This window comes from Paraburkholderia sp. GAS41 (assembly GCF_050436545.1).
Lineage (GTDB): Bacteria > Pseudomonadota > Gammaproteobacteria > Burkholderiales > Burkholderiaceae > Paraburkholderia.
This window is the reverse complement of record NZ_JBNDMK010000006.1, coordinates 1-14,477: the sequence shown is the minus strand read 5'-3', so window position 1 is coordinate 14,477 and position 14,477 is coordinate 1. Positions and strand designations below refer to the sequence as shown.

At 61.8% G+C, this 14,477-nt stretch carries 18 protein-coding genes and 1 tRNA gene; 10 read left to right on the top strand and 9 right to left on the bottom strand.

Annotated features, from left to right (window positions below):
• The first annotated feature begins 6 nt into the window (after positions 1-6).
• Complete coding sequence (locus tag P3T43_RS10875) at positions 7-1,137, top strand: enoyl-CoA hydratase/isomerase family protein (protein WP_429281052.1); 1,131 nt, start codon at positions 7-9, stop codon at positions 1,135-1,137.
• 59 nt (positions 1,138-1,196) lie between these two features.
• Here the strand turns inward: P3T43_RS10875 and P3T43_RS10870 are convergent, their stop codons facing one another.
• On the bottom strand, positions 1,197-1,622 hold the full coding sequence (locus P3T43_RS10870; protein ID WP_429281051.1) for a hypothetical protein: 426 nt from the start codon (positions 1,620-1,622) through the stop codon (positions 1,197-1,199).
• Positions 1,623-1,926: 304 nt separating this feature from the next.
• On the opposite strand from P3T43_RS10870, the gene ssuD reads away from it, so the two are divergent.
• The 4 genes from ssuD (at position 1,927) to P3T43_RS10850 (ending at position 5,228) form a co-directional block, all read left to right on the top strand.
• On the top strand, positions 1,927-3,084 hold the full coding sequence (gene ssuD / locus P3T43_RS10865) for an FMNH2-dependent alkanesulfonate monooxygenase (RefSeq protein WP_429281050.1): 1,158 nt from the start codon (positions 1,927-1,929) through the stop codon (positions 3,082-3,084).
• Positions 3,085-3,167: 83 nt separating this feature from the next.
• Positions 3,168-3,974, top strand: coding sequence for an aliphatic sulfonate ABC transporter permease SsuC (gene ssuC, locus P3T43_RS10860; protein WP_429281049.1), 807 nt, complete (start codon positions 3,168-3,170; stop codon positions 3,972-3,974).
• Positions 3,971-4,966 (top strand): ATP-binding cassette domain-containing protein, encoded by a 996-nt coding sequence (locus tag P3T43_RS10855; RefSeq protein WP_429281048.1) that lies wholly within the window; start codon positions 3,971-3,973, stop codon positions 4,964-4,966. Before ssuC ends, P3T43_RS10855 begins: the two co-directional genes overlap by 4 nt.
• A 46-nt stretch (positions 4,967-5,012) precedes the next feature.
• Complete coding sequence (locus tag P3T43_RS10850) at positions 5,013-5,228, top strand: TOBE domain-containing protein (protein ID WP_011488137.1); 216 nt, start codon at positions 5,013-5,015, stop codon at positions 5,226-5,228.
• A 55-nt stretch (positions 5,229-5,283) separates the two neighbouring features.
• Here P3T43_RS10850 and P3T43_RS10845 read toward each other — a convergent pair whose 3' ends face one another.
• Both P3T43_RS10845 and P3T43_RS10840 read right to left on the bottom strand, forming a co-directional pair.
• Positions 5,284-5,526: a hypothetical protein gene (locus P3T43_RS10845; protein ID WP_429281047.1), complete on the bottom strand. Its 243-nt coding sequence runs from the start codon at positions 5,524-5,526 to the stop codon at positions 5,284-5,286.
• A 90-nt stretch (positions 5,527-5,616) separates the two neighbouring features.
• The gene (locus P3T43_RS10840) at positions 5,617-5,997 is read right to left on the bottom strand and encodes a hypothetical protein (RefSeq protein WP_429281046.1); all 381 of its coding nucleotides are present in this window, start codon (positions 5,995-5,997) and stop codon (positions 5,617-5,619) included.
• A 646-nt stretch (positions 5,998-6,643) separates the two neighbouring features.
• On the opposite strand from P3T43_RS10840, the gene P3T43_RS10835 reads away from it, so the two are divergent.
• Positions 6,644-7,480, top strand: coding sequence for an SH3 domain-containing protein (locus P3T43_RS10835; RefSeq protein ID WP_429281045.1), 837 nt, complete (start codon positions 6,644-6,646; stop codon positions 7,478-7,480).
• A 327-nt stretch (positions 7,481-7,807) separates the two neighbouring features.
• On the opposite strand, the gene P3T43_RS10830 is transcribed toward P3T43_RS10835, so the two are convergent.
• Positions 7,808-8,242: a hypothetical protein gene (locus tag P3T43_RS10830; protein WP_429281044.1), complete on the bottom strand. Its 435-nt coding sequence runs from the start codon at positions 8,240-8,242 to the stop codon at positions 7,808-7,810.
• A 462-nt stretch (positions 8,243-8,704) separates the two neighbouring features.
• On the opposite strand from P3T43_RS10830, the gene P3T43_RS10825 reads away from it, so the two are divergent.
• On the top strand, positions 8,705-8,947 hold the full coding sequence (locus tag P3T43_RS10825; RefSeq protein ID WP_429281043.1) for an integrase: 243 nt from the start codon (positions 8,705-8,707) through the stop codon (positions 8,945-8,947).
• Between the two features lie 66 nt (positions 8,948-9,013).
• Here the strand turns inward: P3T43_RS10825 and P3T43_RS10820 are convergent.
• Positions 9,014-9,089: transfer RNA gene (locus tag P3T43_RS10820), tRNA-His, on the bottom strand.
• Between the two features lie 88 nt (positions 9,090-9,177).
• Positions 9,178-10,179 (bottom strand): tRNA dihydrouridine(20/20a) synthase DusA, encoded by a 1,002-nt coding sequence (dusA, locus tag P3T43_RS10815; RefSeq protein WP_429281042.1) that lies wholly within the window; start codon positions 10,177-10,179, stop codon positions 9,178-9,180.
• Positions 10,180-10,535: 356 nt separating this feature from the next.
• Between dusA and P3T43_RS10810 the strand changes: the two genes are divergently transcribed.
• Positions 10,536-10,793, top strand: a complete 258-nt coding sequence (locus tag P3T43_RS10810) for a hypothetical protein (protein WP_429281041.1) — start codon at positions 10,536-10,538, stop codon at positions 10,791-10,793.
• Between the two features lie 120 nt (positions 10,794-10,913).
• Here the strand turns inward: P3T43_RS10810 and P3T43_RS10805 are convergent, their stop codons facing one another.
• A complete protein-coding gene (locus P3T43_RS10805; RefSeq protein WP_429281040.1) occupies positions 10,914-11,159 on the bottom strand; it encodes a DUF6566 family protein in 246 nt (81 codons plus the stop codon).
• Positions 11,160-11,304: 145 nt separating this feature from the next.
• Positions 11,305-11,502 (bottom strand): hypothetical protein, encoded by a 198-nt coding sequence (locus tag P3T43_RS10800; protein WP_429281039.1) that lies wholly within the window; start codon positions 11,500-11,502, stop codon positions 11,305-11,307.
• Between the two features lie 248 nt (positions 11,503-11,750).
• Between P3T43_RS10800 and P3T43_RS10795 the strand changes: the two genes are divergently transcribed.
• A complete protein-coding gene (locus P3T43_RS10795; protein WP_429281038.1) occupies positions 11,751-13,277 on the top strand; it encodes a sulfotransferase in 1,527 nt (508 codons plus the stop codon).
• Positions 13,278-13,458: 181 nt separating this feature from the next.
• Entirely contained in the window at positions 13,459-13,806 is a 348-nt protein-coding gene (locus tag P3T43_RS10790; RefSeq protein ID WP_429281037.1) for a trimeric intracellular cation channel family protein, read from the top strand.
• Positions 13,807-13,866: 60 nt separating this feature from the next.
• On the opposite strand, the gene P3T43_RS10785 is transcribed toward P3T43_RS10790, so the two are convergent.
• Positions 13,867-14,477: ATP-binding cassette domain-containing protein (locus P3T43_RS10785; protein ID WP_429281036.1), on the bottom strand; the 611-nt coding region annotated here is incomplete at its 5' end.

Here is a 14,477-nt window from a genome sequence, read left to right as displayed (position 1 = left end):
TACGCCATGTCCACTCCTGAAGCACTCGCCACGAGCGACGAAGTCTCGACCTACATTGCCAACCGCATCGGCTTTATCGAACTGGAGCGTCCGAAAGCGCTGAACGCGCTCTCGATCGGGATGATCCGCGCCATGCAGGCCGCGCTCGATGCGTGGCGCGAGGACCCCGCTGTGCTGGCGGTGGTGGTGCGCACCCAGCATCCGCGCGCGTTCTGCGCGGGCGGCGATATCCGCGCGCTGTACGAGACCTGCCAGCGTGGCGACGAAGCTGCGCGTGACACCTTCTTTACCGAGGAATACCGCCTCAACCACGCCATCTTCACGTATCCGAAGCCCTACATTGCCTTGATGAACGGTGTGGTGATGGGCGGCGGTATGGGGATTTCGCAAGGCGCGCATCGTACGGGCGGCTTGCGCGTGGTGACCAGTTCGACGCGCATGGCCATGCCGGAGACGCGTATCGGACTGTTTCCGGATGTCGGCGCCGGCTGGTTCCTGGCACGCACGCCGGGCGCGCTCGGCCGTTATCTGGCGGTGACCGGCGAGACCATCGGCGCGGCCGATGCCCTGTATGCCGGACTGGCCGATGCCTATATCGACGACGCGGCGTTGCCCGCGCTGGTCGACACCTTGCGTAGCGAGGTCTTCGAGCGCGGCGCGGATGTGGTGGCGTGCATCGAGCGTGAAACCGCCGCGCACAAGGTGGTGCCGACGCCGGAGACGTCTTTGCTGGCGGATACGCGGGCTTTTATCGACCGGCATTTTGCGTTGCCGGATATGCCGCAGATTCTGGCTTCGCTCGAAGCGAAGAGCGGCTGCGAGGAGGCCGAATGGGCCGAGCAGATCGTCGGCGTGTTGCGTGAGCGTTCGCCGCTGTCGATGGCGGTGTCGCTCGAGGTGGTGACGCGCGCGGAAGGGGCGATGGCGGACTGTCTGCGGCGCGACCTGGACCTGACGCGCACGAGCTTTACCCACGGCGATGTGGTCGAAGGCATCCGCGCCCGCATTATCGACAAGGACAACACACCGCGCTGGCGCTTTGCCCGTATCGAAGACGTCAGCACCGAAGACGTCGCGCAGATGTTCGAAAGCCCGTGGCCGGCAGCGGAGCACCCGCTAGCCGATCTGCAGGGCTAACAGCCTTAACGAAGCATCACAGGCAGGAACGGGACGCAGCGCTTACAGCCAGCCGTCCCTTACTCGTCATCGTCGAACGCCATGAAGGCGCGCATGAAGACGAGTGCGCCCCAGCCCCACATGGCGTTGGCCGCAAAACCTTGGGCGAGGCGCGGCAGCATGTTGCCGCTCGGCCAGATACCGCGCAGCGGATCGACCACGAACACGCTCGCCGCCGTCAGCGCGATGCCGCCGAACACGAAGGCCTCGATCCAGGGCGCGCGGCGCTCGGGCGCCACGCGCAGCAGCCATGCCATCAACACGGCCCACGCGGCGCTCCAGATTGCATTGGCGATGAATTCCGGCAGCCCCAGCGGCAGGAACGGCGCGGTCGAGAAGCCGGCCGCGTCGATAAACCCCGCGGCGTGCAGCAGCCCGAGTGTCGACTCGTGAAAAAACAGTGAAGCCAGAAAGCCGGACACGAACGGCAGGATGATTTTTTGCATGCGATGCAGCGCCTGGGGCACGGGCGGCGGCGAGTGCGCGGCCCGGGCAGGATTATCGAAAGACGCGTCATTATATAGACGCCGCAGCCGGTTTCAGGGGCCCGTTTGTATGCTTAAGCGTCGGGCTAATCACGAAAGTGGAAAACCTAAGCTAAAAAAAATCGTTCAAAAGCGTGGGTGCGATCCATAGACTGCTTCTCCATGTAGACGGCATGGCGGCCGTCGTCCACTTACCGTGCGCCAGGAAGGCGCGCCGGCCATCTCGCCGTTTATTAATCCAGTCTCGAACAAGCAGGAGCAGCAAATGAATGTGTTCTGGTTCATCCCGACTCACGGCGATAGCCGGTACCTCGGTACGTCCCAAGGCGCACGCGCAGCCGATTACGACTACTTCCAGCAGATCGCCGTCGCCGCCGATACGCTCGGCTACGAAGGCGTGCTACTGCCGACCGGCCGCTCCTGCGAAGACGCCTGGGTGGTCGCCTCGAGCCTGATTGCGGCCACCCGGCGCCTGAAGTTCCTCGTGGCTATCCGTCCGGGCATTACGTCGCCGGGGCTTGCGGCACGCATGGCGTCGACCTTCGATCGCCTGTCGGGCGGGCGTCTGTTGATCAATGTGGTGACGGGCGGCGATGCGGCCGAACTGGAAGGCGACGGCGTGTTCGTCAATCACGACACGCGTTACGAAATCACCGACGAATTCCTGCACATCTGGCGTCAGTTGCTGACCGCCGCGCACAGCAACGATGCGATCGACTTCAACGGCAAGCACCTCACCTCGAAGGGCGGCAAGGTGCTGTATCCGCCGGTGCAGAATCCGCATCCGCCGCTGTGGTTCGGCGGTTCGTCGCCGGCGGCGCACGACATGGCCGGCGAGCACATCGACACGTATCTGACCTGGGGCGAGCCGCCGGAAGCCGTCGCGAAGAAGATCGTGGATATTCGCGCCCGCGCCGAAAAACATGGCCGCAAGATCAAGTTCGGCATCCGCTTTCACGTGATCGTCCGCGAAACGGAAGAGGAAGCTTGGGCCGCCGCCGACAAGCTCATCAGCAAGCTCGACGATGAAACCATCGCGCGCGCGCAGGCATCGTTTGCAAAGATGGATTCGGAAGGGCAGCGCCGCATGGCCGCGTTGCATGGTGGCAAGCGCGGCAGCCGCCAGGAGCTCGAGGTGTATCCGAACGTATGGGCCGGCGTGGGCCTCGTGCGGGGCGGCGCGGGCACCGCACTGGTCGGCAATCCTGAACAGGTCGCGGCACGCATGAAGGAGTACTCGGACATCGGTATCGACACCTTCATCCTCTCGGGCTATCCGCATCTGGAAGAGTCGTACCGCTTTGCCGAACTGGTGTTTCCGCTCTTGCCGAACCGTCAGCGCGCGAGCGCGAGCGGGCCGCTGTCCGGACCGTTCGGCGAGATCGTCGGTAACCACTATTTGCCGAAGGTCAGCCAGAGCTGAGTGTAACGATGCGCGCGGCCGCGATGTGCCGCGCGTGGCTGCGACTGCAGCCTGTGGACGGACAAGGAGTGGAGTAAGCGATCATGGCACGATCCAGTGGAAGTGAAGGGGTAGGACGGCGGCTCGGCGGACATGTTGCGCCGTGGATTGCGCCGCTTGTAATCCTGCTCGTGTGGGAGTTCGCGGCGCGCAGCGGCATCCTTTCGACGCGCGTGTTGCCGGAGCCGGTTGCGGTGGTGAAGGCGGCGTGGTCGCTGATCCAGTCAGGCGAAATGTGGGCCGACGTCAAGGTCAGCACGTGGCGCGCGGTGTCCGGCTTCGCGGTAGGCGGCGGCATTGGTCTGGTCCTCGGGCTCGCGACCGGCCTCTTCAAGCCGATGGAAGTCGCGCTCGATTCGACCGTGCAGATGGTCCGCAATATTCCCGCGCTTGCCATGATCCCGCTCGTGATCCTGTGGTTCGGCATCGAAGAGGAAGCGAAGGTGTTTCTCGTCGCGCTCGGCGTGTTTTTCCCGATTTACGTGAACACGTTCCACGGCATCCGTTCGGTGGATGCGAACCTCATCGAGATGGCGCGCAGTTATGGCGTCAAAGGTTTCCGGCTCTACTGGGATGTGATTCTGCCGGGCGCGCTGCCGTCGATTCTGGTGGGCGTGCGCTTTGCGTTCGGGCTGATGTGGGTCACGCTGATCGTCGCGGAAACGATCTCGGCGCAATCGGGCATTGGCTACATGACGATGAATGCGCGTGAGTTCCTGCAAACCGATGTGGTGGTGGTGGGCATCCTGCTGTACGCCGGGCTCGGCAAGCTTGCGGACCTGCTGGCGAAGACCCTGGAGCGCGTCACGCTGCGCTGGCATCCGGCCTATCAACGAGGAGCGAAAGCATGAGTGCGACGACATTCTCGACGAACTTCGGCGGCATCGCCGGTGTCGATCTCGAGGCGGAACTGGCGCAGCCACGCACGCTAGATCACGACGCCGAGGAGGCGGCAAGTCAGGAGCGCGACGATAGCCTCACGGGCGCGAGCGAGTTTTCCCGCGTTGCCGCGGCGGGTCCGCTGGCGCGCGATAGCGTGGGCAGCGCGGATCATGCCGTCGAATTGCGTGGCGTCGGCAAGCAGTATGGCGAGCGCCGCGTGCTGACGGACTTTGATCTGTCGATCGAGCGCGGCAGTTTCGTAGCAATCGTCGGGCGCAGCGGCTGCGGCAAATCCACCTTGCTGCGGCTGGTCGCCGGGCTCGAAAAACCGAGCGCCGGGGTGCTGGAAAAGCGCGCCGGGAACGGTCAGCCGCTCGATACGCGCATCATGTTCCAGGACGCCCGCCTGTTGCCGTGGAAGAGCGTGTTGCAAAACGTGATGCTGGGTCTCGGGCGCGGCGCGCGCGAAGATGCGCGTGCGGTACTCGCGGAAGTCGGGCTGCTCGAACGCGCTAACGACTGGCCCGCGCAGTTGTCGGGCGGTCAGCGGCAACGGGTGGCGCTCGCGCGTGCGTTAGTGCACCGGCCGCAATTGCTGCTGCTCGACGAGCCGCTCGGTGCGCTCGACGCGCTCACCCGCATCGAAATGCATGCGCTGATCGAACGTCTTTGGCGTGAACATCGCTTTACCGCGCTGCTCGTCACGCATGACGTGCATGAGGCCGTTGCGCTAGGCGACCGCATTCTACTCATCGAAGAAGGACGTATCGCGCTCGATCAACCCGTGCCGCTCGAACGCCCTCGCGCGCGCGCGTCCGCAGGTTTTGCGGCGCTGGAAGAGCATGTGTTGCAGCGCGTACTGAAGACCTCGCCGAACGACGACGTCCTGCCGTATCGCGCGCCTGATACGCATCATGACAACCGCCTCGTGCGGCCTACCGAAGTCCGTTGGGCTGTCTGAGATTCCTTGCCTGACCGTTTTTATCGATTCACTGGAGTCACTCGATATGAGCATTTCCGCAATCAACGTACGTAATCAGTTCAAAGGCAAGGTCAAGGAGATTATCCGCGGACCTGTGGTGTCCGAAGTCGATGTCGATACGCCGTTCGGTATCGTTACTTCGGTGATCACGACGCGCTCCGTCGACGAACTCGATCTCAAGGTCGGCTCGGAAGTGGTGGCGCTGGTGAAGTCGACCGAGGTGTCGATCGCGCGCCTGTGAGCGCGTGATGGCGTTCTGAACGCGTTTGAACCGCCGCCTGGTTGGCGCCGCCGGGCTATTTCGCTTCGGCTGCGCTGGCGGGCGGTGTATGCGTCATCTTGTCGTGCGTCGCCTCGGGCGGGCGCTTGACCGGCATGTGATCCGGATTCGCCGGATTCGTTGTGCCGGACGCCTCGGCCGGTTTCACCATTGAGGTGCCGCTGTCTCCGGGTCGTTTCTGTGCGAGCGCCGCTTCCGCCGTGAGCGAGAGCGCGAATGCCGCGAGCGCCCCGAGCGATGCAAATTTGCTCTGTTTCATCCGATCCTCCCTCTTCCCAAAGCATTGCGCCACGCGCAACGGCTGTTCAACCCACCTGAATCGCTTTCGATCAATCCGTTCGCGCTGGCTTCATTTGCCGTTCTTGCTGGTCGGACACGGAAACGCGGCCTGCATCGAGCGCAGGATCGCGAGGCCGACCGGGAAATCGTCCGATAGGCCGGGATGATTGGCGAAAAACTCGTCGAGCAACGGGTACACCGTCTGCGGGCCGATTGGCAACTGTTCGGGCGGACAGAAAAGCGGCGCGCGTTTCTTGGCGATCAGGTCGCCGTTGGCCCACCCCAGTTCGTTGAGCGTGCCGGTGATGTAGGCCGCGTAGACCGAATTGTTGTCAGCGTGCGCCCATTTCTTGTATTGCTCCGCCGTCATCTCGGCACGCGCGCTGAGCGTGAAGCACGCTGTCAGCAATGTCAGCGCGAGTGTTCGGAGGCTTCGTGTTTTCAACTGCATTCTTGCATCCTCATACCTGATCGTCTAACCGGCTATTGTAGGGCAGACGCCCGACCACGAGCGGATTGGCGTGACGCGGCTCGCGCACTCGTTCGACGTGGAGACAAAAAAAGGCCCACCAGGGGAAGTGGGCCAGGACAGTGAGAGAGACAAACACCTCTCAGGGAAGAGGAGTCTCCAGTGTAGGGCGGTTGGCATCGACGCAGGTTTCAGCGGCTCTTACATGCTTTACGGTATCTAACGCGGTAACGGATTGCGATGCGGTGGCTTTCTTTTTTGCGCGGTGTTTGCGGAGTGGGGCAGCAAGTGTGAAGGATTGCGCCGCGATGTTGTAGGGGTAAAGCGGAGGCCAAAGGAAGCGGGTTGCGGCACGAGTCAGATTAAGAGGAATCCTCATGAAATTGTGGGTGCTCGTAGTGGCTCGAATGTGAGGCGTATTTTGACCGCCTGCGATCTGGATGTTCTGAAGCGCGGCTGACTCGCGACTTGCGAGCGTTCGCCGCGATGGCCCAGGACTGAACCAACTATTTGCGGTGTGTGTGGATCGATGTGCCGACGCAGCCGTGGAATCCGGGAACAGGACTTGCTGCTAGAGGCCTACTAACTGACCACGGGAGCGTTCGGTGCAAGCAGGACGTGAAGATAAATGAATCACACGGGAGGAGCAATGCGAAAACGCATAATCAGTGGCCTGCTTGCCGGCGCCGCCGGCCTGTTGATATTACCAGGCATGGCGTTCGCACAGAGCCAGGCGTACACCAATAGTCCGGTCAATCTATACGCGGGTCCGGCGGATGACTATCCGCCGGTGTCCCAGTTGCCCGCGGGTGCGCCAGTCACGGTGATGGGTTGTGTCAGCGGTTACTCGTGGTGCGATGTCGCGTTGCCCGATTTGCGCGGCTGGGTCTATGCGGGCAGTCTCAGCTACCCGTATCAGGGAAACAACGTGCCGATCCTGAACTACGGAACAGTGATCGGTCTGCCTATCGTGACCTTCTCGATTGGTGCGTATTGGGGCAGCCATTACCGTGGACGACCCTGGTATAACGATCAGCAGCGTTGGGCTCATCATCCACCGCCGCCGCCCGGACATGGTGGACCGCCTCCGGGACATGGCGGACCGCCGCCTGGACGGGGTGGTCCTCCGCCGGGGCATGGTGGCCCTCCGCCCGGACATGGGGAGCCGCCTCAGGAACATGGGGGGCCGCCACCGGGAGGAGGTCATCCGCCGCCAGAGCATGGTGGCCAGCCTCTGGAACACGGTGGTCCGCCACCCGGACATGGACCTGGGCCAGCGCCACAAGAGCATGGTGGGCCTCCGCAACAGCACGGTGGGCCTCCGCAACAGCCGCACGGGGCACCGCCGCAAGAGCATGGAGCACCCCCGCAGCAGCACGGGGCACCCCCGCAGCAGCATGGCGGGGGGCAGCCGGAGCATGGTGGGGGAGGTGGCGGCCACGAGAATCACGAGCAGCACAACTAGGGGGATGGCCGCGAGTGGGGACGGTGGGGATTGCCGTTTCCACTTTTTGCCGTTGTTACAGCGACATAGAGAAGCGCGAACGCAGTTACGCCAGATCACCGCTCCAGCGTGTGACACCGTCAATCTACGGTTTTCTGGACGCTTTGCGGTTGCCAACCATGGCGACAGTCGACATTCGATCAAGAGGGTAATCGCCGCGTGCCTTCCGGCCCGCAAGATTCAACTCTTTATCTAAACCAAGGCAGTAGATCTCTCGGATACCCGATGGAGACTCTACTGCGCTTTGGCTGGATTACATCGCATGTTGAATGCATGCATTCAACGAGATCAAGCCTTCTTGGCCGGTCGAAGAATCCGATCCATAAGAGCCGACGGGGAGAACCCCTTTGTCTCTGATGTACGAATCTGCGGTTGCTTGAAATCGCTCACGGCGAAGGATTCCTGATGCGCGAAATTCACTTCGTTATGCGCTACCCGATACGCTCCGTCGACTTGCTCATACGCCCAATGAGCATCCATATCCGCGGTGTTGTCCGGGCGGAAGAATTTATCCTGGTGGTAGACCGGCACGCCGATCGGGGTCGTGTGCATCACAAGGCTAAAGCGACTCTTGGACATGTCGGCAATTTTCCCTCCACCGTGCGGCAGTTGAGGATGCCAGATCACCGTGTCCCCGGCCTGCACGCTCAACATTTTCTTTGAAAGACCCGCGTCGTCACACTGCTCGACGACAGGGTGCCGGTACGACCTATCGATGCGCATCGCCGCGCTTAATGGCCTTCTCGGTTCAAATCTTTTTTGTAATGTCCGGAATGTCGCTCTCCATTGGCTTCATCACTGGGCATCAGCGCTCGACCTTGCTGAAAATCGCCGCCGGTCGATATTTCAGATTGACCGGCCCTATTCTCATCGCATGCCTAATGATTTGGTGTCTTGCCCACGTCGGTTTCATTTTTGATGAGACCCGGTAGGCAAACGCGCATTCAATTATTGACTGCCGCTCCACGGCCACGCCAGCATGACGTCGACGATCGCGAGCGATCTTCTGATTGTGGCGACGTCTCTCGATGTCGCGAGTTGTTCCGGTTCATCGACGGGTTGAGAATCGCTGAGTCGAAACTAGCTGCGACGCCGTATGTGCTTTGGAGGCGCAGGGAGGGGAACGCAGTTGCCGCTGGATGCGATGCCGCCGATTGAGCGGTCGACCGGCCGGCAAAGCGACATTTGCGCGCCGACTTCGGGAACACCTGCACTCGAAACGGATTTCAGTCGACGTTCGGCACGCTGATGGATGAGGTGGCGGATCTCGAGAAGATTGCCCGGCGGCTCGGGTTCGGTGATCTGCCAGGCTATTCGGTCAGCCAGCTTAAGCAGGAAGAAGGAACACTATCGGAATTGCACGGCAACCCGGCGACGATCCCGCGAGTCTATGACCGCAACAAGTTCATCAAGCGGCGCGGATTATAAATTCCATTTTGTGGAACTTCGATACTGGGGACTTAAAGAGGGGGGAGGGCAAAGGCTTGAATCTACTGGGGTGGCTGATGGGACTCGAACCCACGACGACAGGAATCACAATCCTGGACTCTACCAACTGAGCTACAGCCACCACTGGAACATCTGTTTGGCTTGCCATGAACTGGCTTGCCGATCAAGAAGCGAGATTATACAAACAGGATTTGCGTTTGCCTAGCCCTTTATTCAAACATTTCGGCCGGCTCACGCAGATGCTGTCTTGCTTCGTCGAAGATGGCGAGATCGCGCGCCGCCAGTTTCTTGTGGTCGGAAAGCACACGACGCCAACCACGCGCGCCGGCCACGCCGCGATAAAGTCCGAGCGCGTGGCGCGTAATAGAACCCAGAAAGGTGCCGCGCGCGAGTTCGGCCGCACAGTATTCAATCAGCTTCGCTTCGGCCTGCTCGCGCGTCAGCGGCGCGTGTGTCGCGCCATAGAAGCGTGCGTCGACATCGGCCAGCACGTAAGGGTTGTGATAAGCCTCGCGGCCCAGCATGACGCCATCGACATGCTGCAAATGCAGTTCGACCTCGTCGAGCGTCTTGATGCCGCCGTTGATGATGATTTCGAGCTGAGGGAAGTCGCGCTTCAACTGATAAGCGAAGTCGTATTTGAGCGGCGGAATTTCGCGGTTTTCTTTCGGGCTGAGCCCTTTCAGAATCGCATTACGCGCGTGCACGATGAACACTTCGCAGCCCGCGTCGGCAATCGTGCCGACGAAGTCGCGCACGAAGCCATATTCTTCTACCGCGTCGACACCAATCCGATGCTTCACAGTGACCGGCACCGACACCGCGTCGCGCATCGCCTTCACGCAATCGGCGACGAGCTGCGGCTCGTTCATCAGGCACGCGCCGAATGCGCCGCGCTGCACCCGTTCCGACGGGCAGCCACAATTCAGATTGATTTCGTCGTAGCCCCACTGCTCGCCGAGTTTGGCCGAGCGAGCGAGGTCGTCGGGTTCGCTACCGCCAAGCTGCAGCGCGACCGGCGCTTCTTCCGGCGTGAACGCGAGATGCCGCGGCACATCGCCGTGCAGCAACGCACCGGTCGTCACCATCTCCGTGTAAAGCCACGTGTGACGGGACAGCACGCGATGCAGCGAACGACAGTGGCGATCAGTCCAGTCCATCATCGGGGCAACCGAGACGCGACGGGGATTGGCGGGGAGAGCGAGAGACATGTGGGGACGGCCGGCGGCGTAAATCAAACCGCGATTTTACCGCAAGCCGGCGCTTCGCCCGCTAACCGCTGCCAGTGGCCCGCCAGCGATCGCTTCGCTGTTATGTGACATATCCAAGTGGGGCCAGAAGAAAAGCGACTTCCGAGTGGCGTGAGCCCGTCATGACCCCATTGTTTCCCATGCCCGGCAACGCGTTCGGGCATTGTTTCAGCCTGAAGAAAAGTAATTTCGGATTATCGATACAAATTTTTGATAGTAAGGGAATACACTTACGTCATCAGCGTTGCGAACACACCGGGTTGGTCCCTGTTGCGACGTCTTCCGAACCGAAGTCCGAAACGCTTATTGGAGTCATCATGACGAACAAGATTATTGCCGCCCTGCTGGTTGCCGCCTCTGCCACGCTCGCCGCCCCCGCTTTTGCTAGCGGCTACGGCCCGGCACCGTTCTACCGTCCGGCTGTCGGCGCACCGGCATCGCAACAAGGCCAAAGCGTGCAGACCGTGGCTGTCGAACGCGCCGCTGCTGATGCGAACGCCTACGGTGGTGTGAACGGAGCGTCGACCCAATCGGGTAACCGCCAGGCTACCGCACCGCAAGCTTCGGCTCAGTAATTACGAGCGGAGCGGGCGTTCGTCACGAACGTCCAGCGAAAACGCCAGACCGTCCGGGGAGTCGCCCGTACGGTCTGGCGTTTTTGTTTGTATTGAAGAATGGGCGCTAGCGGGCCGCGCTCATTGTCTCATCAGTTCGCCGTCGATGTATTCGCGCGCGGCCTGAAAGCCGGCTTCGGCTGCCGTATGCTCGGAGCACCAGAGTTTGTCGATATGGACGAGCCGCCAGTCGACAATCGGCGCATCAGCCTTCGAGATGCGGAAATGCGCCTTGACGCCGGTCAGCACCTGTTCAACCGCGACTTCGATGACGTAGTCGCGATAGCGCTCCTGATAGTCGCCCATGTCGATGCCCGTGGGCTCCATGGTCACCTCCTTGCTTGCCGCTAACCAAAGAACGCCATCGCTCGCCGCGACTCAAGGCACGCAATAGACACGCAACAGGCAGGCAACGCCTCTCTGCACGCATGACGCGTGGCGCACGCTTCCTCGAACCTCTCGCACCGCCGCGTCAGTCGCAATCGCCAGACAAATATTGCCTGCCGTTGCAGGTGATCTCGACTTCGCCGCCGGCTGCTTCCGCGGCGAGCCCCTGTTCGAGCAGTTCCGCGGTGACCGTGGACGAGAGGGGCGGTGCAAGCTGGCCAACGCCGACTTCGTTCAGACGGCGCAAGCCCTCGATGGCTTCCGGACTCAATGACTTCGACATAGCGGTCTCCGTCGTATCACTCAATTTATCGTAGCACTTTCCAACACCATCACCATCGCCATTGCACGGTTCGCGAAACCGCGCGTTCTGAATTCGTTACGCCGTGGCTCGGCCTGTAACAGTTCGTGAAATTTGGAAATCATACGGCGGCGCATTCCTGCTAAGTTCAGCGTCGATGATTACAGTGGGCGGTATATGAGCACCGCCCACGGCCTCCTTAAGCTTTTCGTAATAATTTTTGACGGTTCATGACGCACGACACACAGCCGGTAACGGCGGACGACTGGTTTGCCCGCGGCAACGCCCACACCGCGCGCGGCGAGTTCGAGATGGCACTCGATTGTTTTGAGCAATATCGCCTTGAGCGGCCCGCCGATCCTGGCGCGTACAACAACCTCGGCGCGACGCTCCTCAGATTGGAGCGTTTGCCGCAGGCACTGGAGCGCTACCGGCAAGCTGAGGCGCTCGATCCCGACAACGCGGATAGCCATCACAATCTTGGCTGGGTGCTGGAGCAGATGCATCGGCTTGACGAGGCGGTGGTGTGCTACCGGCGCGCGGTGCAATTGCGTCCGGAGGTGGACGGGTCGTACAACAACATGGCGAACTGCCTGCAGTCGCTGGGACGGTTCGACGAGGCGCATGAGGCCTACCGCCGTGCAATCGAAATTGCGCCGCACAGCATGGTGTACTACCGGAATTTCGTGCAGTCGAAGCGCATGACGCTCGACGACCCGTGTTTCGTCGCGATGCAGGAACTGGCGCAGCAGGTCGATACGCTGACACCGGACAATCAGGCCCAGTTGCACTTCGCCATGGGTCATGCGTTGACCGATCTGGGCCAGAACGATCTTTCGTTCGAGCATCTGCTCAAAGGCAATGCAATCCATCGCAAGAGGATCGTATACGACGAGGCGATGACGCTGGATCTGTTCGGCCACATGCCGCAGTTGCTGAGTGCGGACGTGCTGAAGGCGAAACGCGGCTTGGGCGATCCTTCCGCGTCGCCGGTGTTTATCGTGGGCATGCCGCGTTCCGGGTCGACGCTGATCGAGCAGATTCTGGCGAGCCATCCGCAGGTATTCGGCGCGGGCGAGCGTCCGGATTTCGGCAAGGCGCTGGTGAGTGCCCTGGCACCGCGCGAGGCCACCCAGAGCAAGCTCAGCTTCGACGCCATGCAGCACGCCACGGCGGCGCAACTGGCACCGCTCGGCGCGGACTACCTGCGCCGGATTAGCATGGAGGTGCCGGATGCATCACGCTATCGGCGGATCACCGACAAATATCCGTTCAATTTCATCAACGTCGGGCTGATTCATCTCGCGTTGCCGAATGCGCGCTTTATCCATAGCCGCCGCTCGCCGGTGGAAATCTGTCTGTCGATTTTCTCGCGGATTTTTCAGGACGTTCCGTTCGGCTACGATCTGGGCGAACTCGGCCGCTACTACCGTGCCTACGACAAGTTGATGGCGCACTGGCGCGAGGCGCTGCCCGAAGGGGTGATGATCGAGGTGCAGTATGAGGCCCTCGTCGACGATCTCGAGGGCAACGTGCGCCGCATGCTGGCGCACTGCGGGCTCGATTGGGACGAGCGCTGCCTCGCGTTTCATCGGACGAAGCGTCAGGTCAATACCGCGAGCGCATCGCAGGTGCGCAAGCCGCTGTTTCGCACCTCGCTGGAGCGCTGGCATCCGGCAGCGGAACTGCTTCAGCCTCTGTACGACGGGCTCGGTCCGGAATTGCTGGACGCTGAACGCAAGCGTAGCGCCGTCTAGCGCGCAAAAAATTTCCCCTTCGTCCCGTTTCCGCTATACCTTTCGACAACTTGAACGAGGGGTGAGGTAACGGGTCGATGCCGACACTATCCATCAGCAAATCCAGGCCGAGCGTCGAAGCTGTCATCTGGCCGGCGGTCTGACTTTCCTGGTTCATTCGTTTACGCAGCCGGTTCCGGACATGCTGGTCACCGTGGTCGATGCCGCGGGCCTGGCACTGTTCGCCGTGGCCGTTGTCGAGAAGGCGCTGCTGTTCGAGATCCGCCCGTTCGTCGCGATGCTGATGGGCACGATCACCGGTGTGGGCGGCGGGGTAATGCGCGACATCCTGCTGGCGCGCATACCGCTCGTATTGCGGACCGATATCTATGCGACGGCGGCTTTTTTCGGCGCACTGGTCGTGATCGTGGCGCGCCGCGCGGGCTTGTCGTCGGGCTGGGCCGCGTTCGTGGGTGGCGTAGCGTGCTTCGCGCTACGGATGACAGCGGTGATGCTTGACTGGCATCTTCCGAAGGCAGTCGGCGGATAGGCGGATTGAAGCGGTGGCGGCGAGGGCACGCAAGCGCGCGGTTCGCAGCACCCGCGCGCCTCAGTGCTGCACGCCTGCGCGCCGTTCCACGAAACGCCGCACATAATCGTCCGCCGGACGCGTGAGGATTTCATTGGGCGTGCCTTCCTGCACGAGCGTACCGTCGCGCAGGATGGCGATGCGGTTGCCGATGCGCAGCGCCTCGTCCAGATCGTGCGTGATGAACACGATGGTCTTGTTCAGCGTCGCCTGCAGCGTCAGCAACTGGTCCTGCATTTCGGTGCGGATCAGCGGATCGAGCGCGGAAAACGCCTCGTCCATCAGCAGCACGTCGGTGTCGGCGGCCAGCGCGCGGGCGAGGCCCACGCGCTGGCGCATGCCGCCCGACAGCTCATCCGGATAGTGCTCGCCGTAGCCGTTCAGGCCCACTTTATCGAGCCACTTGCGCGCTTTCTCGTTCGCTTCGGCCTTGCCTTCGCCGCGTGTGCGCAGCGCATACGCGGTGTTGTCGAGCACGGTCTGGTGCGGCAGCAGCCCGAAGTTCTGGAACACCATGCTGACCTTATAGCGGCGCAACTCGCGCAGGCCTTGCGGGTTCAGCTTGATGACGTCCGAACCGTCGATCACGATCTCGCCCGCGGTCGGCTCGATCAGCCGGTTGAAGTGGCGCA

What these genes read in the sequence shown, in the direction of transcription:
- dusA (WP_429281042.1), bottom strand. Translation starts at nt 10,179, where the DNA reads ATGTCTCTCGCTCTCCCCGCCAATCCCCGTCGCGTCTCGGTTGCCCCG.
- P3T43_RS10795 (WP_429281038.1), top strand. Translation starts at nt 11,751, where the DNA reads ATGACGCACGACACACAGCCGGTAACGGCGGACGACTGGTTTGCCCGC.
- ssuD (WP_429281050.1), top strand. Translation starts at nt 1,927, where the DNA reads ATGAATGTGTTCTGGTTCATCCCGACTCACGGCGATAGCCGGTACCTC.
- P3T43_RS10875 (WP_429281052.1), top strand. Translation starts at nt 7, where the DNA reads ATGTCCACTCCTGAAGCACTCGCCACGAGCGACGAAGTCTCGACCTAC.
- P3T43_RS10810 (WP_429281041.1), top strand. Translation starts at nt 10,536, where the DNA reads ATGACGAACAAGATTATTGCCGCCCTGCTGGTTGCCGCCTCTGCCACG.
- P3T43_RS10850 (WP_011488137.1), top strand. Translation starts at nt 5,013, where the DNA reads ATGAGCATTTCCGCAATCAACGTACGTAATCAGTTCAAAGGCAAGGTC.
- P3T43_RS10835 (WP_429281045.1), top strand. Translation starts at nt 6,644, where the DNA reads ATGAATCACACGGGAGGAGCAATGCGAAAACGCATAATCAGTGGCCTG.
- P3T43_RS10830 (WP_429281044.1), bottom strand. Translation starts at nt 8,242, where the DNA reads ATGCGCATCGATAGGTCGTACCGGCACCCTGTCGTCGAGCAGTGTGAC.
- P3T43_RS10870 (WP_429281051.1), bottom strand. Translation starts at nt 1,622, where the DNA reads ATGCAAAAAATCATCCTGCCGTTCGTGTCCGGCTTTCTGGCTTCACTG.
- ssuC (WP_429281049.1), top strand. Translation starts at nt 3,168, where the DNA reads ATGGCACGATCCAGTGGAAGTGAAGGGGTAGGACGGCGGCTCGGCGGA.
- P3T43_RS10840 (WP_429281046.1), bottom strand. Translation starts at nt 5,997, where the DNA reads ATGCAGTTGAAAACACGAAGCCTCCGAACACTCGCGCTGACATTGCTG.
- P3T43_RS10845 (WP_429281047.1), bottom strand. Translation starts at nt 5,526, where the DNA reads ATGAAACAGAGCAAATTTGCATCGCTCGGGGCGCTCGCGGCATTCGCG.
- P3T43_RS10790 (WP_429281037.1), top strand. Translation starts at nt 13,459, where the DNA reads ATGCTGGTCACCGTGGTCGATGCCGCGGGCCTGGCACTGTTCGCCGTG.
- P3T43_RS10800 (WP_429281039.1), bottom strand. Translation starts at nt 11,502, where the DNA reads ATGTCGAAGTCATTGAGTCCGGAAGCCATCGAGGGCTTGCGCCGTCTG.
- P3T43_RS10805 (WP_429281040.1), bottom strand. Translation starts at nt 11,159, where the DNA reads ATGGAGCCCACGGGCATCGACATGGGCGACTATCAGGAGCGCTATCGC.
- P3T43_RS10855 (WP_429281048.1), top strand. Translation starts at nt 3,971, where the DNA reads ATGAGTGCGACGACATTCTCGACGAACTTCGGCGGCATCGCCGGTGTC.